Source organism: Irregularibacter muris, from assembly GCF_024622505.1.
GTDB lineage: Bacteria > Bacillota > Clostridia > Eubacteriales > Garciellaceae > Irregularibacter > Irregularibacter muris.
On record NZ_JANKAS010000020.1, the window covers coordinates 1 to 25,736 of the forward strand.

General features: G+C 32.4%; 27 protein-coding genes and 1 CRISPR repeat array. Of the genes, 25 read left to right on the forward strand and 2 right to left on the reverse strand.

Annotated elements, in window-relative coordinates:
• Positions 1–251 precede the first annotated feature (251 nt).
• The 15 genes from NSA47_RS14270 (at position 252) to NSA47_RS14330 (ending at position 13,382) form a co-directional block, all read left to right on the forward strand.
• Positions 252–830, forward strand: coding sequence for a histidine phosphatase family protein (locus tag NSA47_RS14270; RefSeq protein WP_257533169.1), 579 nt, complete (start codon positions 252–254; stop codon positions 828–830).
• Positions 831–1,092: 262 nt separating this feature from the next.
• On the forward strand, positions 1,093–1,335 hold the full coding sequence (locus NSA47_RS14275; RefSeq protein ID WP_257533171.1) for a type II toxin-antitoxin system Phd/YefM family antitoxin: 243 nt from the start codon (positions 1,093–1,095) through the stop codon (positions 1,333–1,335).
• A complete protein-coding gene (locus NSA47_RS14280; RefSeq protein ID WP_257533173.1) occupies positions 1,332–1,706 on the forward strand; it encodes a type II toxin-antitoxin system death-on-curing family toxin in 375 nt (124 codons plus the stop codon). Before NSA47_RS14275 ends, NSA47_RS14280 begins: the two co-directional genes overlap by 4 nt.
• 1,100 nt (positions 1,707–2,806) lie before the next feature.
• Positions 2,807–4,366, forward strand: a complete 1,560-nt coding sequence (locus NSA47_RS14285; RefSeq protein ID WP_257533175.1) for a hypothetical protein — start codon at positions 2,807–2,809, stop codon at positions 4,364–4,366.
• Positions 4,359–5,366 carry a type I-B CRISPR-associated protein Cas7/Cst2/DevR gene (gene cas7i, locus NSA47_RS14290; protein ID WP_257533177.1) on the forward strand — a complete coding sequence of 336 codons (1,008 nt, stop codon included), beginning with the start codon at positions 4,359–4,361 and terminating at the stop codon, positions 5,364–5,366. Before NSA47_RS14285 ends, cas7i begins: the two co-directional genes overlap by 8 nt.
• Before the next feature lies 1 nt (position 5,367).
• The gene (gene cas5 / locus NSA47_RS14295; RefSeq protein WP_257533179.1) at positions 5,368–6,231 is read left to right on the forward strand and encodes a CRISPR-associated protein Cas5; all 864 of its coding nucleotides are present in this window, start codon (positions 5,368–5,370) and stop codon (positions 6,229–6,231) included.
• Positions 6,232–6,248: 17 nt separating this feature from the next.
• Positions 6,249–8,600 (forward strand): CRISPR-associated helicase Cas3', encoded by a 2,352-nt coding sequence (gene cas3, locus NSA47_RS14300; RefSeq protein WP_257533181.1) that lies wholly within the window; start codon positions 6,249–6,251, stop codon positions 8,598–8,600.
• A gap of 24 nt (positions 8,601–8,624) precedes the next feature.
• The gene (gene cas6 / locus NSA47_RS14305) at positions 8,625–9,350 is read left to right on the forward strand and encodes a CRISPR-associated endoribonuclease Cas6 (protein WP_257533183.1); all 726 of its coding nucleotides are present in this window, start codon (positions 8,625–8,627) and stop codon (positions 9,348–9,350) included.
• Positions 9,351–9,604: 254 nt separating this feature from the next.
• A complete protein-coding gene (locus NSA47_RS14310; RefSeq protein ID WP_257533185.1) occupies positions 9,605–9,817 on the forward strand; it encodes a transposase in 213 nt (70 codons plus the stop codon).
• 165 nt (positions 9,818–9,982) lie between these two features.
• Entirely contained in the window at positions 9,983–10,042 is a 60-nt protein-coding gene (locus NSA47_RS15535; RefSeq protein WP_373370337.1) for a hypothetical protein, read from the forward strand.
• A 28-nt stretch (positions 10,043–10,070) separates the two neighbouring features.
• Positions 10,071–10,364, forward strand: a complete 294-nt coding sequence (gene cas1, locus NSA47_RS14315; protein ID WP_373370336.1) for a CRISPR-associated endonuclease Cas1 — start codon at positions 10,071–10,073, stop codon at positions 10,362–10,364.
• Positions 10,342–10,536: a CRISPR-associated endonuclease Cas2 gene (gene cas2 / locus NSA47_RS15410; protein ID WP_306811195.1), complete on the forward strand. Its 195-nt coding sequence runs from the start codon at positions 10,342–10,344 to the stop codon at positions 10,534–10,536. Before cas1 ends, cas2 begins: the two co-directional genes overlap by 23 nt.
• A 24-nt stretch (positions 10,537–10,560) precedes the next feature.
• Positions 10,561–10,713: a hypothetical protein gene (locus NSA47_RS15415; RefSeq protein ID WP_306811196.1), complete on the forward strand. Its 153-nt coding sequence runs from the start codon at positions 10,561–10,563 to the stop codon at positions 10,711–10,713.
• 121 nt (positions 10,714–10,834) lie between these two features.
• Positions 10,835–12,385: direct repeats of the CRISPR family, unit length 30 nt; unit sequence CTTTTAATAGAACTAGACTAGAATGTAAAT.
• 84 nt (positions 12,386–12,469) lie between these two features.
• Positions 12,470–12,742: a hypothetical protein gene (locus tag NSA47_RS14325; protein WP_257533187.1), complete on the forward strand. Its 273-nt coding sequence runs from the start codon at positions 12,470–12,472 to the stop codon at positions 12,740–12,742.
• Positions 12,743–12,836: 94 nt separating this feature from the next.
• Entirely contained in the window at positions 12,837–13,382 is a 546-nt protein-coding gene (locus NSA47_RS14330; RefSeq protein ID WP_257533189.1) for a methylated-DNA--[protein]-cysteine S-methyltransferase, read from the forward strand.
• 147 nt (positions 13,383–13,529) lie between these two features.
• On the opposite strand, the gene NSA47_RS14335 is transcribed toward NSA47_RS14330, so the two are convergent.
• Positions 13,530–14,414 (reverse strand): AraC family transcriptional regulator, encoded by an 885-nt coding sequence (locus tag NSA47_RS14335; RefSeq protein WP_257533190.1) that lies wholly within the window; start codon positions 14,412–14,414, stop codon positions 13,530–13,532.
• Between the two features lie 281 nt (positions 14,415–14,695).
• On the opposite strand from NSA47_RS14335, the gene NSA47_RS14340 reads away from it, so the two are divergent.
• The 8 genes from NSA47_RS14340 (at position 14,696) to NSA47_RS14375 (ending at position 23,273) form a co-directional block, all read left to right on the forward strand.
• Positions 14,696–15,472: a class I SAM-dependent methyltransferase gene (locus NSA47_RS14340; RefSeq protein WP_257533192.1), complete on the forward strand. Its 777-nt coding sequence runs from the start codon at positions 14,696–14,698 to the stop codon at positions 15,470–15,472.
• Between the two features lie 106 nt (positions 15,473–15,578).
• Entirely contained in the window at positions 15,579–15,890 is a 312-nt protein-coding gene (locus NSA47_RS14345; RefSeq protein ID WP_257533194.1) for an MGMT family protein, read from the forward strand.
• A gap of 14 nt (positions 15,891–15,904) precedes the next feature.
• Positions 15,905–16,252 carry an antibiotic biosynthesis monooxygenase family protein gene (locus NSA47_RS14350; protein WP_257533196.1) on the forward strand — a complete coding sequence of 116 codons (348 nt, stop codon included), beginning with the start codon at positions 15,905–15,907 and terminating at the stop codon, positions 16,250–16,252.
• Between the two features lie 510 nt (positions 16,253–16,762).
• Positions 16,763–17,302 (forward strand): GNAT family N-acetyltransferase, encoded by a 540-nt coding sequence (locus NSA47_RS14355; RefSeq protein WP_257533198.1) that lies wholly within the window; start codon positions 16,763–16,765, stop codon positions 17,300–17,302.
• An 849-nt stretch (positions 17,303–18,151) separates the two neighbouring features.
• The gene (locus NSA47_RS14360) at positions 18,152–21,577 is read left to right on the forward strand and encodes an nSTAND3 domain-containing NTPase (RefSeq protein ID WP_257533200.1); all 3,426 of its coding nucleotides are present in this window, start codon (positions 18,152–18,154) and stop codon (positions 21,575–21,577) included.
• A gap of 321 nt (positions 21,578–21,898) precedes the next feature.
• On the forward strand, positions 21,899–22,318 hold the full coding sequence (locus NSA47_RS14365; RefSeq protein WP_257533203.1) for a VOC family protein: 420 nt from the start codon (positions 21,899–21,901) through the stop codon (positions 22,316–22,318).
• 123 nt (positions 22,319–22,441) lie between these two features.
• The gene (locus tag NSA47_RS14370) at positions 22,442–22,906 is read left to right on the forward strand and encodes a GNAT family N-acetyltransferase (protein ID WP_257533234.1); all 465 of its coding nucleotides are present in this window, start codon (positions 22,442–22,444) and stop codon (positions 22,904–22,906) included.
• A gap of 121 nt (positions 22,907–23,027) precedes the next feature.
• Entirely contained in the window at positions 23,028–23,273 is a 246-nt protein-coding gene (locus tag NSA47_RS14375) for a glycine zipper domain-containing protein (RefSeq protein WP_257533205.1), read from the forward strand.
• A 110-nt stretch (positions 23,274–23,383) separates the two neighbouring features.
• Here NSA47_RS14375 and NSA47_RS14380 read toward each other — a convergent pair whose 3' ends face one another.
• A complete protein-coding gene (locus NSA47_RS14380; RefSeq protein ID WP_257533206.1) occupies positions 23,384–24,265 on the reverse strand; it encodes a LysR family transcriptional regulator in 882 nt (293 codons plus the stop codon).
• Positions 24,266–24,600: 335 nt separating this feature from the next.
• On the opposite strand from NSA47_RS14380, the gene NSA47_RS14385 reads away from it, so the two are divergent.
• Both NSA47_RS14385 and NSA47_RS14390 read left to right on the forward strand, forming a co-directional pair.
• Positions 24,601–25,191 carry a DapH/DapD/GlmU-related protein gene (locus NSA47_RS14385; protein WP_257533236.1) on the forward strand — a complete coding sequence of 197 codons (591 nt, stop codon included), beginning with the start codon at positions 24,601–24,603 and terminating at the stop codon, positions 25,189–25,191.
• Positions 25,184–25,723 (forward strand): flavodoxin family protein, encoded by a 540-nt coding sequence (locus tag NSA47_RS14390; protein WP_257533209.1) that lies wholly within the window; start codon positions 25,184–25,186, stop codon positions 25,721–25,723. Before NSA47_RS14385 ends, NSA47_RS14390 begins: the two co-directional genes overlap by 8 nt.
• Positions 25,724–25,736: the final 13 nt, after the last annotated feature.

Here is a 25,736-nt window from a genome sequence, read left to right on the forward strand (position 1 = left end):
ATATGCTAGACAAGATGCTTCCATGGAACCCACAGGTTCAAGCAGCATGTCGCACAAAATAAAAAATAACAGTGGCAGCCAAATGGCTGCCATAATTTATTGGTACATGTTATTAAAGGACGCTTACGAAAGATGGATTGTATTCGAATATATGTAAAATATGGAAGAAGAAGTTTATCGGATAAAATCTATATGATACAATTATTATAATAGCAGAATGGTAAAATTAAGAGAATATTGGGGGTAAAGAGATGCAGACGAAAATTTATATGATCCGACATGCAGAATCCCCTTTTGTGTTTGGACAAGAAAGAACAAGAGGGTTATCCAAAGAAGGATTAGAAAAAGCAAAAAAAGTGGCAGAAATATTCGAGGATATTGATGTCGACCTCATTGTCTCAAGTCCCTATAGAAGAGCTATTCAAACTGTAGAATATCTAGCAAATAAGAAAGATTTATCTATTATTAAATTTGAAGAGCTACGAGAGAGGGCGATAAAAGGTTTGGATTATAAATTACCCTGGGGTGAATTGGTCAAAGCTATAGAGAAGTCTTTTGAAGATATAGACTTTTCACTTAGAGGTGGTGAGTCTACTAGAAAGATTCAAGAAAGATCTATACCGATTATAGAGAAGTTACTTGATGAATATAAAGGTAAAAGCATAGTTGTCGGAACGCATGGGAATATAATGACAATTATAATGAATTATTATAATAAAGAATATGGGTTTAAATTTTGGAACAGCACTTTAACACCAGATATTTATAAATTGAGTTTTGTATCAAAAGAATTAAAAGATATTTACAGATTATGGGATTCGGAGTTATAAAATATCAAATTTCAATAATACTAACAGGAAAAATAAATAAAGACTAATTTATTCACTTAATTCATGTAAATGATAAAACCTATAAATTCTAAAAATTGAAGAAAAAATCTTTGGGAGAATTTATTAAATATTTATCATATTAACTTAAAATTATATTATTTGTTTGGAGATATTTTTTATAGAAAAAAATATAAAAAAATCTAATTAGGTTAAATTCATCCTAAATAATAGGGTATAATATTATTAGATAGGAGATGATTTTATGAATATTAATATAAATAATTTAGTTTCAATATCTGAAGCAAATCAAAATTTTTCTAAAGTAGCAAGAATGGTCGATGAAAATGGAGCTGCAGTAATATTAAAAAATAATAAGCCGCATTATGTACTAATAGAATATAGCCAGATAGAAAAAGAAGAGATAGTTGGTGAAATGGAAATTGATGAAGTAGCTAAAAAGATATTGTCTAAACATATGAGAGCATTTGAGGAATTAGCAAAATGAAATGGCTTAGTAAAGAACAAGTTATAAAAATTCATAGTATGTTGATAAACCAAACTGGTGGTATCGATGGAATTAAGGATGAAGGATTATTAGAATCTGCATTAAATGCACCATTTCAAACTTTCGATGGGGAATATATTTATAAAACGATCAAAGCAAAGGCAGCTAAACTAGGATATTTTCTAATTAAGAACCATCCTTTTATAGATGGAAATAAGAGGATTGGTATTCTAGTGATGATGACATTTCTAGAAATCAATGGAATTGAAATTGACTGTACAGATGAAGAATTGATTATCCTTGGATTAGGGCTAGCAGATGGCTCAATTAATGACATGGAACTGTTAAACTGGATAATAAGTCACAGTTAAATTCAGAAATATACCTTTCTACCAAGGGGATACCATATACCTACGACATCATTATTGACTCCTCAAGGCATTATGAGTGTGCTGTGTGGATAGGAGTAGGGATTGATATTAAAGGGTTTCAGATTGTCTTTCATTATAAGTACCTTAAGGGTAAGTGCATTTGAATGGTATGGGGAAACATATTTTTAGGAAATATAGGACCCCTCGGGGTAATACTAAGGTGTAAATCTGTAGGATTTGAATTTAAGATATACCTTAAATAGTCGGTTGAAAATTGAATAAAATGATTAATATAAAAGCCAGTTGGGATTAGATGTAATAATAGTGACTGGCTTTTTTCTGGTAATTAATTGAAGAAACACAATGAATTAATCATGAGTATAATATACAATGGAATAAAGTGAATTTTCTTATCATCTTTTAATAATACGTTATTTGATATTTATTTAAATATAGGCAGTAGGGATAACAATTATAGGAGAATATTCTTGAACCTTTGGAAATATCTTTCGGAACTAATTACTGCAGAATATCTTAATTATCCATTTACTTAAGAATCTACCTCTACTTCAAGCTACCCAATTAGATGAAATAGTAAATATAGGTGTAGATGATTTTTCTCTAAAAAGGGCAATAAGTTTAGATTTTAAGTATAAGTGATTGTGTTGAGTTATTAGAGCTCGAAGATTTTCAGGAAGAGATAAGAGAGAAGTTGATGAAAACACTCCAAAATTATTGTCTTACAGATATAAATAGCAAAGATTAAGTTATAAAAATAAAGGGGACGATATACGTCCTCTTTTGTAGCATATAATATTATTGATTCTAGTGTAGTTCTATTAAAATAATTAAACTGTAGTTAAACTAATATAAAAGTAAATTTATATTTCAATAATGATTCTATTAAAAATACAACTATACACTATAATATATCATAAAAAAATTAAAAATAGTACATTGAAAAATAAAAAATATATTGACAATATATAAATAATGTTCTATTCTCTTTATAAAGGATAATAAAATATATACTATTATAATAGTAACGGAATTTTTATTAGTATGATAGTTAAGTTACTGTATTGAGCGAGAAATATAAGATGAAAGGCTCTTTTGAACAGGGCTTTATAGAGGAGGGGATTAGAATAAAAGAGTTAATATTTTATAGAAGTGGCGCTATGGTACGGGATTTAGGATTGATTTATTTTTACAATATATTAAAAAACAAGAAGGACAAGGATATTGAAGTTGAATTAACTGCAAATTATTTAAAAGTAAATAATTTGAATGAACAAAAATTGTATGACCTCATTATAAATGAGGGGGTCTACCGAGTTTTTTTAAAAGGGGTCGTTGCAGAATTAAAAAAGAAGATGGATGAAAAGGATGCACAAAAATTAGTTAAAGGAATAGAGATGAATGCGTTTTTAGAGGAATTTGGGAGAAGATTAGACAATAGAGAGGATATTAAGGAAAAAAGTAAGGATAGTATTAAGAGCAAGATTAACAAGAGTTTTCAATCCAAGTATTTTCCATATGTAAGAAATAGTCCGAAGTATGGATATAATGCTCAATCAGAGGAAAATTTTCATAACAATCTTAAAGAGTTAGTTAGACTGGTTATCGAACTAAATGCTAAGGATGAAGAAGAACAAGTAGAAGTGTTAAAAGATTATGAACCGATTGAAAGACAGTGTACTGTTTGTCATATTTATAAGCCGACGAGATTCGATATTACCCATAAGGATGAAAAGAAAGAGAGAGTCAGTTGTAAGTATGATTATTTATTTATGGGTTCTCAAGGCAATACATATAGTAATTACTTTAAAGGTCAAAGTTCTGTCTGTTTTGTCTGCGAATGGATGAGTCTTATAAGTATGCTGTATTTTAGTTTAGAAAGCCCGAGCACAATTGCTTATACCAATAACTTAATAACACTAGATTTCATCAATAGTAAGGTTATGTTAAAAGAAAGGATATATAGGGATAAAGGGCTATATCGATACTTAGCCAAGTATAGAAATCAGAAGATACAACTTTATGAGACCAGCATAGATGCCAATACCGGGGTTATCCTGAATTTTATTGACAATTTGAGGTTAGAGGAGTTATTAGAAGATATAAAGCTATATGATTTGGTAGATAGATTTCATATCAGTCAAGATAGGGCTAAAAAAGTGGAGATAATCAAAGAATTTATTAAGAATAAAAATAGAATTACGGTGGAGAGGTTGTTATTAAATGAATTATTAGTAATAGAGAATGTTAATGGAAGCAGGTCTTTAGATTTAAATGCATCTAAAGAGAATATTCAATTATATCTAGAATTACTAGAATATAACCATATTGACAAAGAGGGAGGGAGAAAAATGGGAAATCAGGAGCTAAAAGAATTAGGAATAAAACTAGGTAAGAAAATGGGGGAACAGAATAAGAAAAGGGTTTCCTTTCGGTTGATCCAGATGATGAAATCGGAAAATAGAGAGGATATTTTTAGGGATATGACGCATATAATCGTTGCAAATCAAGTGAATATGCCCCAAAATTTATCTGAAATTATTATGCATAGAGAAGTGAAGGAGTTACATTATCAAATAGGTGGTTTTTTAGAGGGATTAATCAATACAAAAATGTTGAAGGGGGAAGAGGATAATGAGTAAAAATAATATTAAAGCAATAACTTTGACCATATTGACAGAGAGTCCGGTGGCGTTGTCTAATGACCAGGGTTTTGGGAATTATACGCCTATAAAAAAGAGTTTTAGAGGTGATGGTGTACATGCTATAACCAGTGTGGCAACGATTACTTATGAAATGAAAAAACAGTTAGTCCAAAAGGGATGGCAGTTAAGTGGAATGGTATTGAACACTACTGGCAAAGATGACAAAAAAAAGGTAACCAATATGTACCCATATGAAGGGAGTGTAGATGCCAATGATGAGCTAGGATTGGAGACGGATATATTTGGATTTTTAATTCCTGATAAACAGTTAAGTAAGACTTCTCCATTGAGAATTATTCCTTTTGAATCCATTCATACGTATAAGAACGATCTTCAGCTAATAACCAATAGAGGATTTTTAGATCATGATATGAGAAGAGAATACTACAATAAGGATGGGAATAAGTACATAGATGAACTACCAACCACTCAAGCCTTGGCCAATGAAGAAATATTTGGCGATTACTATGTCTATACGATTACCATTGAATTGGATCGGTTTGGGGTGCAAGAGGTTAAAGAGGGGAAATATTTAGCACCTGAAGATAGAGTGGTAATGTCCAAGGATATACGAAAGAAGGCATTAAAGGATATTATAGAAGTGATTACTGAACTAACTAGAGGAATAAAACATCAGAGTGTGCACCTAAAGCCTTTGGCTGTGTTTGGAGGAGCCTTTGAGAATGTGATCCCTTATTTTTGGAATGATATGAAATTTAATGATAATAAACTTATTTTGGATTATGTACAGGAGACTATCGAAAGTTATGAGCTTAAAAGGGACAACTATATCGTTGGTGTAAGCAGAAGGTTAGAGACCATTGGGCATAATGAGAAAATTGAGGTCGATGAGGCACCTGTCAAAGTAATTAAAGATTTAGTTCGGAGATTAGAGATAAGAGAAGATAATAAATGGTATTTCAAAGAGGGGAATTAAGATGAAGGTGATAGGCAAGGAAAAGATATTGATGTTTGATATACGCCAGCCCTTTGCCCATTATAGAGAGCCTAAGGTGATGCAGGACAATTATATACCGACACTGCATTTGCCTCCTGCTACCACAATAGCAGGAATGGTCTCGTATCTAATCGATAGAAGGGTGAAGTCTAAATTCAGGATAGGAGTAGTGGGTACTTACAGAAATAAAACCGTTGATTTTATAAGGGGAGAGGGAGGTGAGTTTTTAAAAAAATATGAATTATTAATTAAAAAAAATTATAAGAAATTAGTTGAAAACGATAAAACGGATAGTTTTAAAATAAGAGATTATTATGATTATAGTAAGAAAACCATAGGAAACCGAATAATGCATGTTGAGAATTTGCAAGAGGTGAGATTAAAGATATTTTTTAGCTGTGAGGATAATGAATTAGTGAAAAGTACTTTTGAGAATCCTAGTAAATATATCTCCTTAGGCAGAAAAGAAGACTTTGTAATAGGTGCGAAAAAGGGTGAATTGGTTAAGGGAATAGAAATAGAAAAGGTGAAAATTGCAGATAAGAAGGATGCCATTAGGAATGATCTATTGTTTAAAAATACTTATATTCCAGTAGAACTGCAAACGAAAGATGAGGAAAAGAAAGAAGAAGTAGAGAAAATATTAAATGAAGGCGTCTTATATTCTTTACCTAAAATTTATCAGAATCTGGAAAGTGAAAAGAAAGATAGAGTTGTTGTGAATGGACATTATGTTTATTTGAATGAACACGGAGCGTATTTAGGGAATAGAGAGGCTAATGTATACAGTTTTATCAATGATAAGGGAGAAAAAGAAAAGTTAGTATTTAATTGGCTAACGTAATTGGAGGAGGTGAGAAAATGAAAAAGAAGCTTTTGGCAAAATCCCATAAGATAGCTAATGGCATCCATAAAGAGCAAAGTGTAGTTGAACATACTGGGGATGTAGTAAATGTCTTAGATAAAATAGCTGCCAAGATTGATTTTAGGGGGATAGATGAAAGATTTGAAAAACATCTAAAAGTAATTGCGGTATTGCACGATTTAGGAAAGATAAATAAGAAGTTTCAAGACAAGATAGATATAGCGAACAGAATGGATATTTTGGAAAATAAAGAAAGGCTCAGTGAAAAAGATAAGGAGAACTTGAAAGAACTAAGGAAAGAGAAGGAAAAGATTAATGATGAACGGCATAATTTGTTGAGTGGTGCTTTTTTGAAATATATTTTTGATAAGTTAGATATAGATGGAGCGGACAGATTAATCTTATCTAAAGCCATTATGTTGCATCATGGAAGTTATGAAAAATATTTAGAGATTTCTAGTAGTCAAGTAGAAAAAGCTGTTTTTAGGGATATAGAGGAAGGGATATTTGAAAGTGATGCATATGATTATAAAGAGGTTGAAGATTATCTAAAAAATGAGTTAGAAATTGAGATAGATTTTAAAGATGAATTTTTGGATTACGAATATATGAGTAATTTAAATGAGGATTTTCGAGGTGAAAAGAAGAGACAGTTTCGATATATGGTGTATAAAGGATTCTTGAATTTATTGGATCATTTAGGCTCCACTCAGATTAGGGAGTTTAGTTATTTTAATCCTTATGATAAAGATACAATGGACACTGAGCTGATAAACAATATTAAAGAGAAGACCGGATTAGAGAAAGTTAAATTCAAGCCTATGCAAAAATTCATGGGCGAAAACATCGATCATCACGTGTTGACAGTGGCATTTACTGGCAGCGGCAAAACTGCTGCTGATTATAGGTGGCTTGGAAAGAGAAAGGTGTTTTTGGTACCAAACAAGATATCTGCGGAGAGTTTTTACCAAGATGCTGAGCAAATATTAGGAGAAGAAAATGTAGGATTATTGCATGGGGATATTTCGTTATATGTGGAAGACGAGAATATCAAGGAGAATAATGAAGGTATTAGCTTGAGCCTAAGGGATATTAGTCTGGCGAGAAACTTTGCTAAACCCTATCTTATTGCGACAGTCGATCAAATAATGTTATCTATGTTTAAGTATCCAGGTTATGAGAAGACCTTTGCCAGTGTTTATGATAGTCATATTACCATAGATGAGGTACATTTGTTAGAACCGAAAATGTTTTTGATAATGATATGTTTTGTGGAGTTTGCTAGCAAATATTTAAATGCGAAGTTTCACTTAATGACAGCGACTCTACCTGATGCCTACAAGGAAAAAATTGAAGGATTAAAGAATAGCTGCGGGATAGAGTTTATAGAGTCTAACAAGGATGAAGTAGTGGAGGAAAATAAAAAGGTACAATTAAATATTGTTAATGAGAGTAATCGAGACTTATTTAAGATTGTTGACCAAGCGTTAGAAGACAATAAGAAGGTATTAATTGTTAAAAATACAGTGAAAGAATCTATTAAAATTTTTAATCTGTTAGAAGAGAAATACGAGAACAAGGAAATAGAGATTAATCTATTACATAGTAGATTTAAATTTGAGGATAAAAAGGAAAAATTTAAAGATATCCTGAAACAGAGAGGGCATATATGGGTGTCAACGCAATCGGTAGAGATTGCTCTAGATTTAGATTTTCCCGTTCTGATTAGCGATAATGCCCCGTTGGATGCCATTATTCAGAGAATGGGACGTTGTAATCGCCATGATAGACATGAATTTGGATTAGTTTATATAATTGATAATAAAGAGAAAGATGTTTATGATGATAAGCTTAAGAAACAGGCTATGAAGTTGTTGAAGAAGAGCAATGGTGAAAATTTATCGATGAAAGATAGGAAAGAGCTGCTGGAAGATTATTACGAATCGGATACAGTTAAGAAATATTACAAGGAAAAGTTCTTGAATGCTGAAGATGAGATTAGATCCATCTTTGGATTAAGGGCAGGAGAACTTGATGGGGAGAAGATTGTATTTAACTATGAGCCGTATCTGAATCTTGTTGATAATAAGAAAGAAGCTGGTAGGTTATTTAGAGATATCGAACTAAATGTAAAGGTTATTTTGGAGAGTGATTTTGAGCGATTAAGAGATGGAAGGTCAGCATTTAAGGAGTATCAGAAGAAATCCGTTCCGGTCTCTAAGGGGGTGTATTTTGAATTGAATAAGCACGGTGGATTAAAAATTGAGGGTGGCAAATTGATAGTGAAGGATAAACTTGTTAGCTATGACAATAAGAGGGGGTTAGTAGTTAATAAGTTACCGAAATAATAAAGGATTAACGGAGGTGAAAAAATGAGATTTAATATTGAATTAACTTTATCAAATGAAAACATACCAAAGGATAAAAACAGGATCATACTTTCTCTGCTAAAGCATGTTTATGAATCTTATGATGAAGAGTATTATAGGTCTTTATACGAAGAGGAAAAGAATAAAAGGAAGGAGTTTACATTTTCTATATATATGCCTAATTGCAAATTCACTAAAGAAGAGATAATCATTCCAGAAAAAAAAATAATCTGGAACTTCTCTACATCGGATATGGAAGAAGGCATTATATTTTATAATGCAGTTTTAGCTAACAAGGGAAAACAATATGACATTAAGAACAATTCTATAACCATTAATAGGGTAAATATGAATAAAGAGAAACTGATAACGAATGATTCTGTTATTTACGCTTCTATGAGTCCTATTGTTGTGAGAGAACATCATGGGGATAATAAGAAGACGTGGTATTATTCCTTAAATGAAGAAAAGGGAAAAGAAATATTTAAAGAAAATCTAAAATACCAACTACTAGATCATTTTGGTGAAGAGAGAAAGTTGGACATTGAAGAAGTAGATTTTCAAGTATTAAAAAATAAAGAGGTTAAAGTAAAACACTATGGAATAGAAGTGCTGTCAAACATATGCAGGATAAAAGTACAAGCTAAGCCATATATTTTGGATTATTTGTATAAATCCGGATTAGGAGCTAGAAAAAGCGGAGGATTTGGAATGTTAGATTTACTTTAAGGAGGTGATATAATGGGAGAAAAAATTCAACTGTATATGGAAGATTGGTTGAAAAATAGCGGTATCGTAGGGTTCTCTAACATTTTAAAACATGCAGAGAGAATTTTTTAATATAAGAAAATTACTTAGAATTTGATAAGGGCTCTTTGGGTGGATTTGAAAAAAGTATTTTGATTATTTCATTGACCAATATAAAGATATCCTATCACGAGAAGAGCCAATTTGAAGAGTTTGATGAATAAGTATATATCTGAATGAAAAATAATGGAATTCGATATGATCAGGAGTTCAAAAAGATGATTGTAGGATTATACAACACAACTGATTACACATTTAAAAGTCTTGAAAGCGAATATGGCGTAACATCAGCTACAATTCAAAGATGGGTCAAAGCTATGACTCCTATGAATCCAGAAGATTCAGATTCAATGACTCCCCAGGAACTTATCGAGATAAAAAAGAAATGACAAGAATGAAAAATGTCATAGATTATACAGCGCTAAAGGCAATTCATATGATGAAGGCTGGTATAATAATCGTAGAATTCATGGAAGTATTTTCTATATGACACCAAATGAATTTGAAGCTTTGGCAGTGTAATTTCTCATACAAACAGTTTGATATATACAACGGTGTTATCAGAGATTTATAAGACACGGCTCAATCCTACAATTAGCTATCTACATACATGAACCAAGCACGAAGAGATTTTCTTTATCCTTGAATATAGCAGAAATATTTAAGCCTTTGATTGGTGAAAGAATGATATTTTCATTATTAAATAAAAATCAAATTACCGAAAGCGACTTTGACAAAAAATCAAAATTTCTTTACTTAAAAGAAATAGCGAAAAAAAAGATCTTAGTGGAATATGATAATAGGCTAGATAGGACGATACGTCATAAGGACTTAAGGAGAGAAGTATCTTATCGATATCTTATAAGGCTTGAATGCTATAAGCTAATCAAAGATATTATTGGTGAAAAAGAATATGCAGGATTTAAAATATGCTAGTGATCATATGTATATTGTATCGATGTATGATATAATGATGGACGATAAAGGAGCAAAGGTGCAGCGTAATGTGTTTAAAATTTGCAAAAGATACCTCATTCATATACAAAAGTCTATATTTGAAGGAAATCTTCCTGAACTAAATCTTATGAAACTTAAGGCAGAGCTTTAAAAACATATTGGAGAAAGCAAAGACTTGTTTATAATTTTAAAAAGTAGAGATGAAAAATGGCTAGAAAAAGAATTTCTAGAAATGAAAGATGATAAAACATCTAATTTTTTTAGCCGATTACTGTCGACCTATGGTAGTGTAAAAAAACTAGGGGAAAGACAAACCCTCTATTTTTAAAAGCTAGTTAGCTTTTTTTAGGTTTTTATACTCTTAAAGGAATAGCATAAATAATACTTTATTTGATATCGACAAAATAGCGATGTAAAAGCTCCCTTTTTCAACATATTGACCGTAACGCCTTTTAATAGAACTAGACTAGAATGTAAATAGATAAGCTATAACTTCATCCGCTGATAAGGGTCTTTCTTTTAATAGAACTAGACTAGAATGTAAATAGCGGATTAAGTGTTAATGTAGACACAGGACTAGCACTTTTAATAGAACTAGACTAGAATGTAAATCCCTTCGAATAAGAGGAGGTAATTCGCTTAGATAGCCTTTTAATAGAACTAGACTAGAATGTAAATGAACTTAGAAATTCATATAACAAGCATCTAGTTAATCTTTTAATAGAACTAGACTAGAATGTAAATACTGTATTGCCAACTATGGCAGGACTTCAAGGATTCTTTTAATAGAACTAGACTAGAATGTAAATAGTTCCAAAATACTTTACAGCAACCGGGCTTTTGTCCTTTTAATAGAACTAGACTAGAATGTAAATATTATTATTACCACCAATTTATCCTTGGAGAACTTACTTTTAATAGAACTAGACTAGAATGTAAATTAATGATAAGATATTTTGATTAACTCTCTTATGTCTTCTTTTAATAGAACTAGACTAGAATGTAAATACACAAGAGGATTATCTAATTGATTTAGATTTTAGCTTTTAATAGAACTAGACTAGAATGTAAATCTGGAATATCTTCATAATCCTGAATGTCTTCTAAACTTTTAATAGAACTAGACTAGAATGTAAATGGAACTTACTACAATGCCTACCTTGGAAATAGGACACTTTTAATAGAACTAGACTAGAATGTAAATTCATTTGTAGATACGATATACCATAACTGGTTTTTGCTTTTAATAGAACTAGACTAGAATGTAAATTTCTCTACTGTCTAATTTTTTCATAACTTGATTAACTTTTAATAGAACTAGACTAGAATGTAAATGGCACCCACCCACTTGCCATTTGTTGTATATGCTACCTTTTAATAGAACTAGACTAGAATGTAAATTGATTTAACCCTTATTTAACCCCTTGTAAAATTTTCCCTTTTAATAGAACTAGACTAGAATGTAAATGCTTTAGACATATCCATATCATTTGCATATGCATCTCTTTTAATAGAACTAGACTAGAATGTAAATATTTTCTATATTGCTTAAATTTCCAATACTAACTCCCTTTTAATAGAACTAGACTAGAATGTAAATATATTAAGAATGAGGGAGGTGTGAGAGTGAAGCGTATAGCTTTTAATAGAACTAGACTAGAATGTAAATGAAGGAAGTGAGCCTCAAGGCTTGGTTTTCCGTATTCCTTTTAATAGAACTAGACTAGAATGTAAATATTAATTAAGGAAGAAGGGAAATTTGGATAATGCTACTTTTAATAGAACTAGATTAGAATGTAAATTAAATTCTTTCTCTATAAATAATGGTTCCTTACACTTCTTTTAATAGAACTAGACTAGAATGTAAATATAATAATAATATTTTTCTCCGTTCTTTATCCTGGCTTTTAATAGAACTAGACTAGAATGTAAATGAAGGTACTGGGTATCGAGCAAGGACGAGATTTTCACTTTTAATAGAACTAGATTAGAATGTAAACTTTCGTTAGCTTCTATGAATACTAATTCCTTTCTCTGTTTAGTGTAAAATATATCGATACAAAAGAATACCAGTCCGGAGAATTATGGGACCAAAAAACAATGAGGAACTAAAGAATAGAATAAATATTGATCAGATCATAAAAGAAGTATGTACCAATGAAAAACTACAAAGAGTGATATTATCAAAAGAACAAAGATACAGAAGATATCCGATATATGTAAAGCCATTGTTGAAATCAGTGAAAAATATAAGTAATGCGAATAACAAAATATTAGCGGAAAAGCTTAATTTATCCCCTTTCATGATATCAAAAATGAAATCAGGAGCTAGTAAGGACACCGATTATGTGGAATAAGTGGTTGAGCGGCGGGAGAGAATAAATAAATAATTCAAGACTGACCCTTTTACTCCCGCCAATCTTTGGAATACATTATAAGGAGAGGATCAAAATGTACTATTCAACAACATATTCATCACCCGTGGGAACAATCACCCTTGCCTGTGACGGCGATGGTAAGAATCTTGTTGGTTTATGGACGGAGGGACAAAAGTATCATGGGGGTACAATACCCGAAGCTATGATTGAAAACAAGGATATGCCTATATTCACTACTACAAAAAAGTGGTTGGACAGATATTTTGCAGGGAAAAAACCGGACATTTCTGAACTGCCCTTAGCACCTATTGGTAGTGAATTCCGTCGAGGCGTATGGGATATTTTGTGTGAAATCCCATATGGCGAAGTTATTACCTATGGTGAGATTGCTAAAAAAATGGCGGTTAAGATGAATAGAGAAAGCATGTCAAGTCAAGCGGTGGGTGGAGCTGTTGGACATAACCCAATCTCTATCATTATTCCCTGCCATCGGGTGGTTGGGTCAAATGGCAGCTTGACGGGTTATGCTGGGGGCGTTGGCACAAAAATAAAATTGTTGGAATTAGAGGGTGTTGACATGTCAAGTCTGTTTATCCCCACAAAAGGAACCGCACTCTAAAATGAGAAAAAATAAGGAGTCGGAATCATGAGCGATATTAAGATGAACCAAGTTGATTTTTATATGGTGATAAACTGCCGATTAAAAATTACTTATGCTATGGGGAACTCCTTAATAGTGCGGGCAGGAGCAAAGCAGAATTTGAAGTTATATGCGTGCATTTCTTTCTCGATATTTTCTGGGCGAATATCCTGTTTTTTCTTTGAAGCATTTACCAAAGTGACTCATTTGGTGAAAGCCCACGCTGGTTGCAATATTGCCGATTGTTTCATTTGATTCTTGCAACAGGATTGCAGCTTGAGATAAACGAAACTCCATGAGATATTTATAAGGCGTAGTCTGCATACTCAACTTAAAACACCTTAGACACTCTGATTTGCTAACATTAGCGCTTTTTGACAATTCAGCCAGTGATATGTCTTCAAAATAATGATTTTGAATATATTCAAGAAATATTTGCATACGTATATTAACTACATTTTCCTTTTCTGCAACAGGCAATGTAATATTCTTTTGTATTTCAAGCCATAAAGTGGAAAGTAGAACAAGCACTTCATATACATAAGATTTTGTTTTGTTTTTTTCAAGTAAGGACATTTTTTCTAGAAGAGATAAAACATTTTCACACCAATTCACACCTTTAGAAAAGTGATATAGTTGAAACTGTTGTTTTCCTATAATTTGATTAACAAGATTTGACGCAAGGCTTCCAGGATAGAATTTTAGGAAATAGTCTGGAAAAACAAAACTATTATAATGACAGTTTCCACTATGTGTAAGCAAATGCACAACGTTCTTGTTAATGAAGGCTCCTTCGCCCGTTTTTAATTGTATTATGGTCTCCAGTGTCCTGACTTCAACTGTACCATCTATGACATAGATAAATTGCAAATCTTCATGCCAATGCATTACCTGAAAGCCGGGATTTCTTGGGTAGATACAATCATTGATTACTTCCAAAACAAGATAGGGAAAATCAGTTTCCGCATTCAGGTTTATCGAATGAATATAATTATCTTCTTTTGTTTTCATAGCAAACTCCCTTTTGGCGATATATTGATAATATTTAGAGATATATTAATATTATATCATATAAATTTATGATAAAATCATAAAATCAAGATGGTAGTATGTCAAGAGTGAAGATGGATAATTATCTATTTCAAATGTGGTGAAATAGAAGCCAAGCGATGGGACGGGGATGTCGAACATGTACCTTCTTCATAAAGTCGGTTCAAAGAACATAACCGTACAAAAAATTGGCGGGTCTTACTTCAGATAAATAAAGATCAAGAATAGGAGGAAATACAAGAATGAAACCTACAAACATCAATAATATTCAAACATCCTTTACCGTTCAGGCGAAGAACTTTGAGAATAGTAACATGAACTTTTCAAAACAGGAATATCTCGATTATACTGTCCACAGCATGGAGCTTCGCTCCACCGATTGCGTATTGGAAGCTGCTGCCGGTACATGTGCCTGTGGGCGCTCTGTTGCCCCCTTCGTCCAGTCAGTTGTCTGTCTTGACGCAACTCCGGCTATGCTTGCTGTTGGGGAAAAAGAAGCGAAAAAAAGCAGAATTTCCAATATGCAGTTTGTTAACGGTTTGGTTGAGGAAATCCCATTTTCAGACGGGCATTTTGATATTGTCTTGACACGGCTTGCATTTCATCATTTTACCGAGATCGAGCAACCTTTTTCTGAAATGAGTCGTGTACTTAAACAGGGAGGGAAACTCGTTGTTATTGACATGGAAGCTGCTGAAGAAGAACTTCGTGAGGTTGAGGATAGGATTGAAACAATGCGTGACCCCTCCCATATCAAAAATCGCAGCAAACAGGAGTTTGCGAACCTATTTGAAAAACATGGGTACGCTGTAACCAAACAGGAATCTATCGCAATTTCTGTATCATTGAAAGCCTGGCTTGCGCTAACCAATACCCCTGAAAACATCGCCATGGAAATAATGGCCTTAATGGAAGACGATATACGCGGAGGGGAACCCACTGGGTTCGCCCCCTACCTGAAAGACGATGAGATATATTTTGATCAAAGATGGCTGATGATGATAGGTGTTCGGCAATGAGTGCGATGAAAAATAGTTTCGGACAGTTTTGTAATAGTTGTCATATGAAATTGCATAAGCAGATAAAGGGTAAAGAATTAGAAAAGAAAACAGGAGGAACAAGATTATGACTCCGTTTTTTACCCAGGTATATAATATTGTGGAGGAAATCCCTTATGGAAAGGTGGCATCATACGGCCAAATCGCACATATGCTTGGTAGACCCCGTGCGGCGCGGGAGGTAGGGCGGGCAATGCGCTTTTGTCCAAAGAATTTGCCTTGGCAACGTGTGGTAATGGCTGATGGTTCTATTGCAGGGGGAGAATTTCCAGAAATTCGCAGAGCAATTTTAGAGGAGGAAGGAGTTTTATTTCTTCCTGATGGACGTGTTGATATGGCGGCTTGCCGATGGGAAGGGAAAACAAAAAACAACGATTAAAAGAGGGGTGTATAATGGTATTCGTTATTTTTGAGGTCACAATCAGAAAGGGCTGTATGGATGGCTATCTTGATTTAGCTGCCAAATTGAAGGATGAGCTTGTAAAAAGCGAAGGATTTATACGGGCAGAGCGTTTTTCTAGTCTTGTCAACGAGGGCAAGTTGCTTAGCTTATCCGTTTGGGAAAGTGAAGAGGCTGTAAATAAATGGCGCAATCAAACAGAACATCGTATGAGCCAGAGACAAGGGCGTGATTCGTTGTTTGAAAGCTATACTATAACAGTTGCATCGAAAATTCGGAGTTACAGCAACACGGACCGATTAGAAGTACCAGAGGATTCCCCAAAAATCTTTGGACAGTAAATATGAAGCATTATTGTTGACAGCACCTTCGGATCTTGAAAATTCTTATTTTGATATAATGCCACAAACCTTACTATCAACCACCATTTTTTCAAATATAGTTAGCAAAAGCGGTCGGACTGATCTTTTAATTTTAGACAAAAATTCACGAATACTTTTTTATTTTTAGATTTCATGTGAGGTCACTTTCTCTCTTAGTTTAATGTGCACTAATATTTATATTTCTTAAGAGTAAAGGATAACACCTTTGTTTTGCCAGATCTTGATAAATATTATTGTTTCTAGTCCTAACCCTTTACAGCCATTTTTAAAGTAAAAGCTTGTGAAATGGGAACCATTATCTGATCTTATTATTGGCTTAGTTTCTTTATTCAAAAGGTCTTTTTAAACATAAAAGCAGTAAATTCTATAGCGAATAATTACTTGTAAATATTTGGTATAATAGTAATCAATAGGAATGTAGGATTAGGGAAAATTAATGGGTTACATACTTAAATGGAGGTAGATTCAATGGTAAAGAATTTAAGGTTAGAGACTAAAAATTTGATTGTTAGGCCATATACAAAGGAGGATGCTAAAAATTTATATGATACATTAAATGATGAGAATATTTTGAAATATATTCCCGAGGAGCCAATAAGTATGGAGCAGGCTCAAAACGCAATTGATTGGCTCATTTCGAATTATGATATAGACTTGGATTCAGATTACAAGTATAGTTTTGCAATTGAAGCAAAGGAAACTAACGACTATGTAGGATGGTGTGGCTTTGGATATCTTGATTACGATAAAAGTCAAAAGGAGATATATTTTACCCTAAAGAGCAAATATTGGGGTCAGGGATTAGCTACCGAGGCTTCAAAGACTCTTATAGATTATATTTTTAATGAGTTAGAGCTTAAAAAACTAGTGGCAGTAGTGAAGCCAGAGAATAGAGCTTCTCAGAAAGTCATTGAAAAGCTTGGATTTGAATATGAAGGTGTGGTTGAAAACCTACCAGAAGAGTTTAGTTTTTATGAAGGAGAACGGTATTATACCTTAAAAGGATAAATGGTACACGATATTGATGAATTTTTTCAAGGTTATGATTCTTTAGGAAGTCATACAGTGCTTATTCCCTAAGAGCGCATGTAATTAAAAAATATATTGTCTAAAAATAGAGAAGTATCTAGTGTGTACTATTGCATACTAGGTACTTTTTTAAATGGGAGTTGAAGGAGAATATTCTCTAGGTTCTTCCATCACATGGAGTTTCTAGGAAAATTTTTAGGAGGAAAATAGAGGATGGTCTGATACAATAAAATAGAGCAGGAGGGGAGAGAGTATGATTTCCCAACCCACACTTTCATTTCTACAAGGTTTACAATGGGAGCAGGATTTGAACTTTTAATTGGATGTGTAACTTATGCTATTCTATCTTACAATGGCAATGAGTCGTAGTTTGTCAATAAAGGATTTGATGTTAGAATAAAAAACCGAGAACCTAAACGTTGTATATCCTTGAATCTGATATAATAAATTGATCAGAGAAGGAGGCTTATTATGGGGACAAATAGAATTCACAGTCATTTGATAAGTATTTTTCATGATATTGGCTGTGAATTGAGTCTTTATACGAAAAATTATCCAAAAAGGATTCGAAGTTGTAGATCTTGACTTTTTACAAAATTTTATTGAATATGCGAAAATACATGATGGAAAAGGAGAATGTATAACAAAAATTACCTAGAAACAGATTTTTGTGGAAGGATTTTATTTGATTATGTTCATTTAGTGATTAGCACTAAACGAAAGAAAAACTTTACTTGAACAGACACATAAAGCATTGAAATTGGTAGTTTATTTTTGTTTGATGTATTTATGCTTGAATTTCTAAGCAAAATGAATGGAGGTGTGAAAATGACAAATTATAATTTTCATGATTTATTGGAACCAATGGAATTTCAAGATTTAGTTCGCGATATTGTTCAAGTTAGAGACAATATATTTTTAGAGTCATTTAAGGAAGGAGCCGATCAGGGAATTGATGGTTTACTTTATGATAAACATAGAAAAATTGTTTTGCAGGTGAAACGGTATAATCTGAGCTATTCTAAATTATTATACATTTTAAAGACAGAGGAGTTACCAAAGGTAAGGAAGCTAAGGCCAACTAGGTATATTCTAGGTATATCTATGGATTTTTTATATTCACAAAAAGAAGAAATCAGAGAACTATTTGAAGGTTATATTGAAGATACCAATGATATAATTAGTGCAAAAGACATGAATAACCTTTTAGGAATACCTAAATACAAATTTATAGAGAAAAATTATACAAAACTTTGGTTACCTAGTATTGAAATTATGTCAGATTTACTTGAACAGTCTGTTCATAAAGGAAGAATTCGAGAATCGGAGTATGAACTTAAAATGGCTTTAAGGACAGCTAAATTCTATGTACAAACTAAAATGTACAAGAGAGCACTAAAAAAACTAGAGAAAAATAATGTTGTTATTATTTCGGGAGAACCTGGTATGGGAAAAACAGCTATGGCATATATGCTTGCTATTTCATTTTTACAAATGGATGCAACTTCAGGATTTGTATGGGTCAATTCAATAGATGATGTTTATGCTAGCATAAAAGATGAAGAAGCAAAACAAGCATTTATTTTAGATGATTTTTGGGGAAGTGTTTTATATGATGGAGCAAGAAATAATGAAGAACGACGCTTAGAAAAATTAATTTTACGAATATCTAAAATGAAAAATAAAAAAATGATTTTAACATCAAGGGAATATATATTGCAACAAGGATTATATAAATCTTTAACTTTAAATAAATTGATAGATAATCTTAAATTACAATGTACCTTAGAGGAATATAGTGATTCTGAGAAAGCAAAAATTTTGTTTCATCATCTAAAAGCTTCAGATTTAGAAATAGATTATATTAAAGCAATCTATTTTAGATGCGACAAAATTGTATATCATCAAAGCTACAATCCTCGCGTAATTGACTTGTTTCTTTCGAACAGTGATGAGAGAGAAGTTTCTTCTTATGATTATGCTGAATCCCTAATATATTATCTTGATTATCCATATGAATTTTGGAGAGATATTTTTCTAAATCTATCTGAAGAGGCTAAGATCCTTGCTATGATAATGATGATTTCTTATACTCCTATTAGGATTGATGATCTAAAGCTTTCATATTCAAAGTATTTATTAAATCATTCAATGAATTTAAATTTAAAGAACTTTAATGATTGTATTTCCGAGTTAGAACAAACAGTAATAAAGACTTACTGGGATGAAGATGAGCAGGATATTAGAGTAGAATTTCGAAATCCATCGATTGGAGACTTTTTATATGAGTACATAGGAAATAATCTTGAGCAATATGTACTAAGATTATTGAAAATAAGTGCTTTTTATAACCAAGTCTTATATATTTTTGAGCATTTCTGTGAGAATGCATGTAGTGAAATAACTATATTGGTAGAAGAAAAGTGTATAAATGATTTTAATACTTTACCAATGAGAATAGCAGATTATGGTGATTTAGATGGTGATTTTGAAATTTATCATGATGATGAGGATCATGCATTAAATAGGGTATTCCATTTAATTCGTCTTTGCGATAGACATAAAAACATTGTTTTATATAATTTTCTGCAAGAATATATTCATGATTATTGTAAAAGCATGGGTAGGAATGAGTTCTATGCTAATTATTTTGAATTACTTGAATTTCCAAGGGTAATTAAAAGATTTTGTTTAAAAGGGATGAAATTTGATGGTAGTTCAATTATTGAAAACTATTATAGAAGTATATATAATATAGAACATTATATGGCCATGGACGAGTTTGAAGAAGTTTTCAAAGATGAATATAGTATATTTAAAGAAAAAAATCAGAGCGAAATAAAAAATAATATAAAAACTATTATTTTGGAAAGCCTTGATTATTTCGATATAGAAGATATGTTTGTTCAGATGGATATGTTGATTGATTCTATCCCTGATATTCTAAAAAAATATGGATTAAGATATACTAAAGGGTTTAAAAAAGATATTTTTAATATAGCAGGAAGGGTTTATGAACCTGAGAATAAAAAAACATTATCAGATAGGAGTGATATAGAAATAGAAGAAGCTGAAAATGAAATAGATTACAAACAAGTAATATATGAATCTTATGAATGGCTTTTCGGGAATGAAATGTATTCCTTGAATGATGATGAAATTCTTTCTAGGGTGCATGAAAGCAATCTATCAGATAAGATAAAACTTGAATTAAAGACTATAATTAAGGATAGGAGACCTTGGTATATTTATGAGTATTTATCTATAGAGAGTTCTTTAGAGAAATTTATATTATTATGGACAGAAGAGGGATTAGATTTTATCCCACATGATATTAATATCTTTTTTTATTCTATTTTATATACAATGGTAAAAAAAGATTCTGGAATAGCAAAAAAATTAGTAGGATTTTGTGCGGAGTTTTATTTTAATATTTTTCATCAAGATGAAGCAATAATTTCAGAAAAAAGTTTCAGGGAAAGTAATCTATATAGTTTCTATATCAAAGACGATGAGGCTTTTGAAAATTTCATTTTCCAAACTATTTTAAGGAAAAGTGAAAATTGGATAATTGTTGAAAATGAATTATTGATGATTTATTGCTTTGTTAAGGTGGTATCAAGTGACAGTGAAGATAATTATTATTATAGTACTTTATTCTCGGGGAATTTTGATAAAGTACAAATAAAAAGTTTGCATTCTGGAATCTATGATACTTCATATGGATATTTTGAATATATGGGTTATACGTTTAGAAATCATAAATTAGAGAGAATAATATTTAGGCTTTTCGAGGAAATTGATACATTTAATTTTAATTATAAACATGTATATGTAGTATTTAGTGAATTTCTTGATACTCTTAATATGACAAATAATGATAGTAAAGTCTTGTCACTATTAGAAAAAATAGAACTAAGTGTTGAGATATTGCCTTCAGGTGAAATTGATTCAACTAATATGGTTATTTGTGACGCATTAAGTGCTGCTGAATATTTGGATATTGGGGATATTATAGATATGTGGCTAATTGAATTAACAGAAGAACAGATAAATTTATTATGGAAACGAAAAAATATTTGCAAGAAAAATGGAGACAAATATATTGTTGAAGTTTATAAAGAAAGGGATATTTCGATTTTAAAACAACTCAAATTGTATGGAGTAGTATTAGAGCTGTTGAAACAAATAGAAAAAATTCATTTGAAGTTTTTAGAGGGAGATTACTCGAATATTTTATATGATAAAGATTGATATAAGCTTATTACAATATTGATAGTCCTAAATATAAAGAATTAAGAAGGAAATGAACCTGCAGTAAATTTAACATGTACCAAAATACTAGGAAATATAAAGAATATAATTTGTCTATAGAGATATGTAATAGGTATTTGCAGTTTTCAAATCAAGTGTTTTTACTAATATATTTTCTCTTCAAATGGGGGGACCTAGATACTTACGACATCATTATTATCTTTTTCAAGACTTTCAAATACCTTTAAGTGGGTAAGAGAGATTTGTTATTGTGTAATAAATAAGTAATGCTAAGAATATATCACGAGAGGAGAGGTGAAAATGGTAATACCATTTATTACATTTAATGGAGAGTGCAATAAGGCTCTAGAATTTTATCAAAATGTATTTAATAGCAAAGTTAGTATGTTACAGCAATATGAGGAGTATATTCCAGAAGATATTGACACACCTCCAGAAAGTCTTAGTTCATGGATTTTACATGCTGAGATGGAGATATGTGGTACCAAATTTTGGTTTGCTGATGATGTAAGTTCAGTATCAAAGGGGAATATAGTGAGGCTAGTAATAACAGTATCTACTGCGGAAGAAGCTAGGAAGATTTTTGAGTTGCTAAGGGAGGAAGGCCATATTTCCCTACCTCCAGTGGAAACATTTTATAGTACATTTCATGCTGCACTGACGGATAAATTTGGAGTGAGTTGGAATATTGTGGCGGAAGAATCACCTGATAAAAACTAAACATAGTGGTTCATGAAAAAAATGGATAAAAAGTTAAGGATATAGGTAGTAGAAGAGAAGCATAAAGGGTACAAATTTTGGCGTGAAAAGAGATAGGTTAAAGTGAATGGAGTAAGAAAATATATGGAGATAGAAGAGTATGTAGTAATTCGAAAATATAAGCAATCTGATTGTAAGGATTTATCTGAATTGTTTTACAACACAGTGCATTCTATAAATGCAAAGGATTATACAAAAGAGCAGCTAAATGCTTGGGCAACAGGAAGGGTAGATTTAACAGAATGGAACAAATCATTATTAGAGCATTATTCTATTGTTGCAGTTAAAGATGAAGTTATCGTAGGGTTTGGAGATATAGATAAGACGGGATATCTTGATAGGTTGTACGTACATAAGAACTATCAAAATCAAGGAATTGCTACGGCTATTTGTAACGAATTAGAACAAGCATTTGATGGAATAAAGATAACTACACATGCTTCGGTTACAGCACAACCTTTCTTTATTGGCAGAGGGTACAAAGTAGTTAAAGAACAACAAGTTGTCAGAGAAGGAATTGCTTTGACAAATTATCTTATGGAGAAATAAATTTCAGATAGCGTGAAAGCGCATCAATATGGGTAATTGTAGAAAGAGCAAAGTCAATAATATTAGAATTTGGCGCTGACTAGAATTCTAATTACTTATATCCAGAAAGGGAGAAATCAAGATGGATAACCATAATAAAACAAATAATGGAGATCTCGAAAAAAATATCCATGAACTAGAGGATAAAGATATGGATAAAAGTGATAAAAACCAAACAAATTATTTAGGTGTTTTTTTACCTATAGGGACCGCACTGGGCGTTTCGTTTGGAATTATATTCGATAATTTAGCCATAGGGATTTCTATTGGTACTGCACTTGGTGTATTGATGGGTACAATCGTTCAATCTACAAAAACCGAAAAATAGCAATCATAAGTGCATGAATGAGTACAAGAGTGAGGGGAAGTTAAAGGATTCCTGAATAATTAGATTCTCTTGTTTGAAAGATGGCCTGTAAATCATAAACATAAAATGATTTACAGGCTTATTTCTTCTTGCAGTTTATGTAAAAACTGTTTTGCAGCGTTAGAAAACACCTGATACTTTTTCCATACAATATTCAGATGTGCTTCTAATCGTGGTTCTAGAGGCTTAAAACAGAGATCACTGGCACTGGTGGTATTTACTAGTTTATCCAGACATAAAGCATAACCGATCCCTTCTTCTACCATGAGGGTAGCATTATAAATCAGGTTATAGGTGGCTACAATATTAAGCTTTTCAAAATCATTACCGAACCATCCTGATATTTCATTCCCTGAAAGGGCTTGTCTAGAGCAGATCAGGGGTATATCATGTAGATTCTCTGGTCGGATGCTGTCTAAATGAGACAGTGGGCTATCTTTTTTCATTAGCAGGCCCCATGTATCTGTTGTAGGGAGATGCAGATAGTCATAATTTTGAATATTTGCTGTCCCAATAAGAACGCCAAAGTCCAACAATCCTTTATCCAAACGTTCAGTTACATCAGCTGCATTGCCGCTGTATAGATGATATTGAATATGGGGATGCTCCTCTTGGAGTTTCCGTACTACTCCTGCAATGAGACGCATGGAATCTGTTTCACCTCCGCCAATATAGACATCTCCACTGATGACCTCATCCTTACTGCTAATTTCTGATTCAGTTTTATCCACAAGCTCCATAATTTCCTGTGCCCTTTTACGAAGCAAGACTCCTTCTTCCGTGAGGGTGATTCTTCTATTGCCACGTATAAGGAGTTTCTTCCCAAGTTCTTCTTCTAATTCCATCAGCTGTTTTGAAAGGGTAGGCTGTGTTACATTTAGGATTTTAGCTGCTCCTGTAATACTCTCTTCCCTTGCAACTGCCAAAAAATAACGTAAAACTCGAAATTCCATCTCTTAATCCTCCAATCTTTAAATAGAGTATATCCTCTTTTGGTATTCCTGTAAACTATGGGAATCTATTCATTATAAGTATTTGTTATCTGTTTTGGTTTAATTTATAATAAAAAGTGAGGAAATACTAGGCATACTGATTTGTGTCTCACAAAAACAAAATATCATTTAATAAGCTAGAAAGTTTTAAAAAAGATTTCAATTACTTATAAACTTCTCACAGTTTTATATACTGTCACGACAAGTAAAGGTTTAAGACGACAAGGTATGGGGCAAAGGTGATGCCCAAAATGATGAAATTATGAAAAGAGTTTATGGAAAGGAATGTATATTATATGAATTTAAAGGAATTTTTAGATTATTTAAATAGTGGTCTTCCGGTTATTGGAGGGTCAGAAGTGCACATGTTTATGCATGGAATAAGTCAAGAAGCCTTGAGAATTACAACCGAGCTGAACAACAATTATCATGTGCCAGAAGAAGTCCATGCCTTAATGGAAAGACTTACAGGCAGAGAAATTGATGAATCCTTCGCTATGTTTCCGCCCTTTTATACAGACTGTGGAAAAAACATTACTATAGGAAAAAATGTGTTTATCAATGCTGGGTGTAAGTTTCAGGATCAGGGAGGCATCACCATTGGAGATGGAGCCTTGATTGGGCATAACGTAGTCATGGCAACCCTCAACCATGACCATGCATCTGAGAATAGGGGGACTATGCATCCTGCACCTATTGTGGTTGGTAAAAATGTGTGGGTGGGCTCTAATGCAACAATTCTTCCTGGAGTAACTATTGGAGATGGAGCTATTATTGCAGCGGGAGCAGTGGTGACAAAGAATGTCCCCACAAACACTATTGTTGGCGGTGTTCCAGCCAAATTTATTAAGAAAATTCATCATTCTAAGGAGGAAAATAATGAGTAAAGAAGTTTTGATTATTTCAACAAGCCCTCGAAAGGGTGGAAATTCTGCCACCTTAGCCAAAGAGTTTGCAAAAGGTGCCAAAGAAGCAGGAAATAAGGTAGAGATGGTTAGTCTACATGATAAGACCATAGGCTTTTGTAAAGGCTGTCTTGTCTGTCAAAAAACAAAGCGCTGTGTCATTGGTGACGATGCGGATATTATCGCACAGAAGATGCTGACCGCTGAAGTTATTGTCTTTGCCACACCAGTCTATTTTTACGGAATGAGCGGACAGATGAAAACCATGTTAGACCGCTCTAACCCTTTATATCCCTCTGACTATGCTTTCCGTGATATCTATCTGCTGGCAACTGCGGCAGAGGAAGAAGAAAGTGCAATAGATGGTACAATCAAGGGTCTACAGGGCTGGATTGATTGTTTTAAAAAATCAAGATTAAAAGGAGTTGTGCGTGGCAACAGTCTGTTTAATGTGGAGGATGTTAAAGAGAATCCTGCTCTAATGGAAGCCTATGAATTAGGTAAGGCGCTTTAGTGGGAAATGGAGT

Excerpts from the sequence above, each read along its gene's own strand:
- cas7i (WP_257533177.1), top strand. The coding sequence starts at position 4,359 with ATGAGTAAAAATAATATTAAAGCAATAACTTTGACCATATTGACAGAG.
- cas5 (WP_257533179.1), top strand. The coding sequence starts at position 5,368 with ATGAAGGTGATAGGCAAGGAAAAGATATTGATGTTTGATATACGCCAG.
- cas6 (WP_257533183.1), top strand. The coding sequence starts at position 8,625 with ATGAGATTTAATATTGAATTAACTTTATCAAATGAAAACATACCAAAG.
- NSA47_RS14335 (WP_257533190.1), bottom strand. The coding sequence starts at position 14,414 with ATGAAAACAAAAGAAGATAATTATATTCATTCGATAAACCTGAATGCG.
- NSA47_RS14390 (WP_257533209.1), top strand. The coding sequence starts at position 25,184 with ATGAGTAAAGAAGTTTTGATTATTTCAACAAGCCCTCGAAAGGGTGGA.
- NSA47_RS14365 (WP_257533203.1), top strand. The coding sequence starts at position 21,899 with ATGGTAATACCATTTATTACATTTAATGGAGAGTGCAATAAGGCTCTA.
- NSA47_RS14370 (WP_257533234.1), top strand. The coding sequence starts at position 22,442 with ATGGAGATAGAAGAGTATGTAGTAATTCGAAAATATAAGCAATCTGAT.
- NSA47_RS14340 (WP_257533192.1), top strand. The coding sequence starts at position 14,696 with ATGAAACCTACAAACATCAATAATATTCAAACATCCTTTACCGTTCAG.
- NSA47_RS14275 (WP_257533171.1), top strand. The coding sequence starts at position 1,093 with ATGAATATTAATATAAATAATTTAGTTTCAATATCTGAAGCAAATCAA.
- NSA47_RS14385 (WP_257533236.1), top strand. The coding sequence starts at position 24,601 with ATGAATTTAAAGGAATTTTTAGATTATTTAAATAGTGGTCTTCCGGTT.
- NSA47_RS14285 (WP_257533175.1), top strand. The coding sequence starts at position 2,807 with ATGAAAGGCTCTTTTGAACAGGGCTTTATAGAGGAGGGGATTAGAATA.
- NSA47_RS14330 (WP_257533189.1), top strand. The coding sequence starts at position 12,837 with ATGTACTATTCAACAACATATTCATCACCCGTGGGAACAATCACCCTT.
- NSA47_RS14375 (WP_257533205.1), top strand. The coding sequence starts at position 23,028 with ATGGATAACCATAATAAAACAAATAATGGAGATCTCGAAAAAAATATC.
- cas3 (WP_257533181.1), top strand. The coding sequence starts at position 6,249 with ATGAAAAAGAAGCTTTTGGCAAAATCCCATAAGATAGCTAATGGCATC.
- NSA47_RS14360 (WP_257533200.1), top strand. The coding sequence starts at position 18,152 with ATGACAAATTATAATTTTCATGATTTATTGGAACCAATGGAATTTCAA.
- NSA47_RS14280 (WP_257533173.1), top strand. The coding sequence starts at position 1,332 with ATGAAATGGCTTAGTAAAGAACAAGTTATAAAAATTCATAGTATGTTG.
- NSA47_RS14345 (WP_257533194.1), top strand. The coding sequence starts at position 15,579 with ATGACTCCGTTTTTTACCCAGGTATATAATATTGTGGAGGAAATCCCT.
- NSA47_RS14380 (WP_257533206.1), bottom strand. The coding sequence starts at position 24,265 with ATGGAATTTCGAGTTTTACGTTATTTTTTGGCAGTTGCAAGGGAAGAG.
- NSA47_RS14270 (WP_257533169.1), top strand. The coding sequence starts at position 252 with ATGCAGACGAAAATTTATATGATCCGACATGCAGAATCCCCTTTTGTG.
- NSA47_RS14350 (WP_257533196.1), top strand. The coding sequence starts at position 15,905 with ATGGTATTCGTTATTTTTGAGGTCACAATCAGAAAGGGCTGTATGGAT.
- cas2 (WP_306811195.1), top strand. The coding sequence starts at position 10,342 with ATGCAGGATTTAAAATATGCTAGTGATCATATGTATATTGTATCGATG.
- NSA47_RS14355 (WP_257533198.1), top strand. The coding sequence starts at position 16,763 with ATGGTAAAGAATTTAAGGTTAGAGACTAAAAATTTGATTGTTAGGCCA.
- NSA47_RS14325 (WP_257533187.1), top strand. The coding sequence starts at position 12,470 with ATGGGACCAAAAAACAATGAGGAACTAAAGAATAGAATAAATATTGAT.
- NSA47_RS14310 (WP_257533185.1), top strand. The coding sequence starts at position 9,605 with ATGAAAAATAATGGAATTCGATATGATCAGGAGTTCAAAAAGATGATT.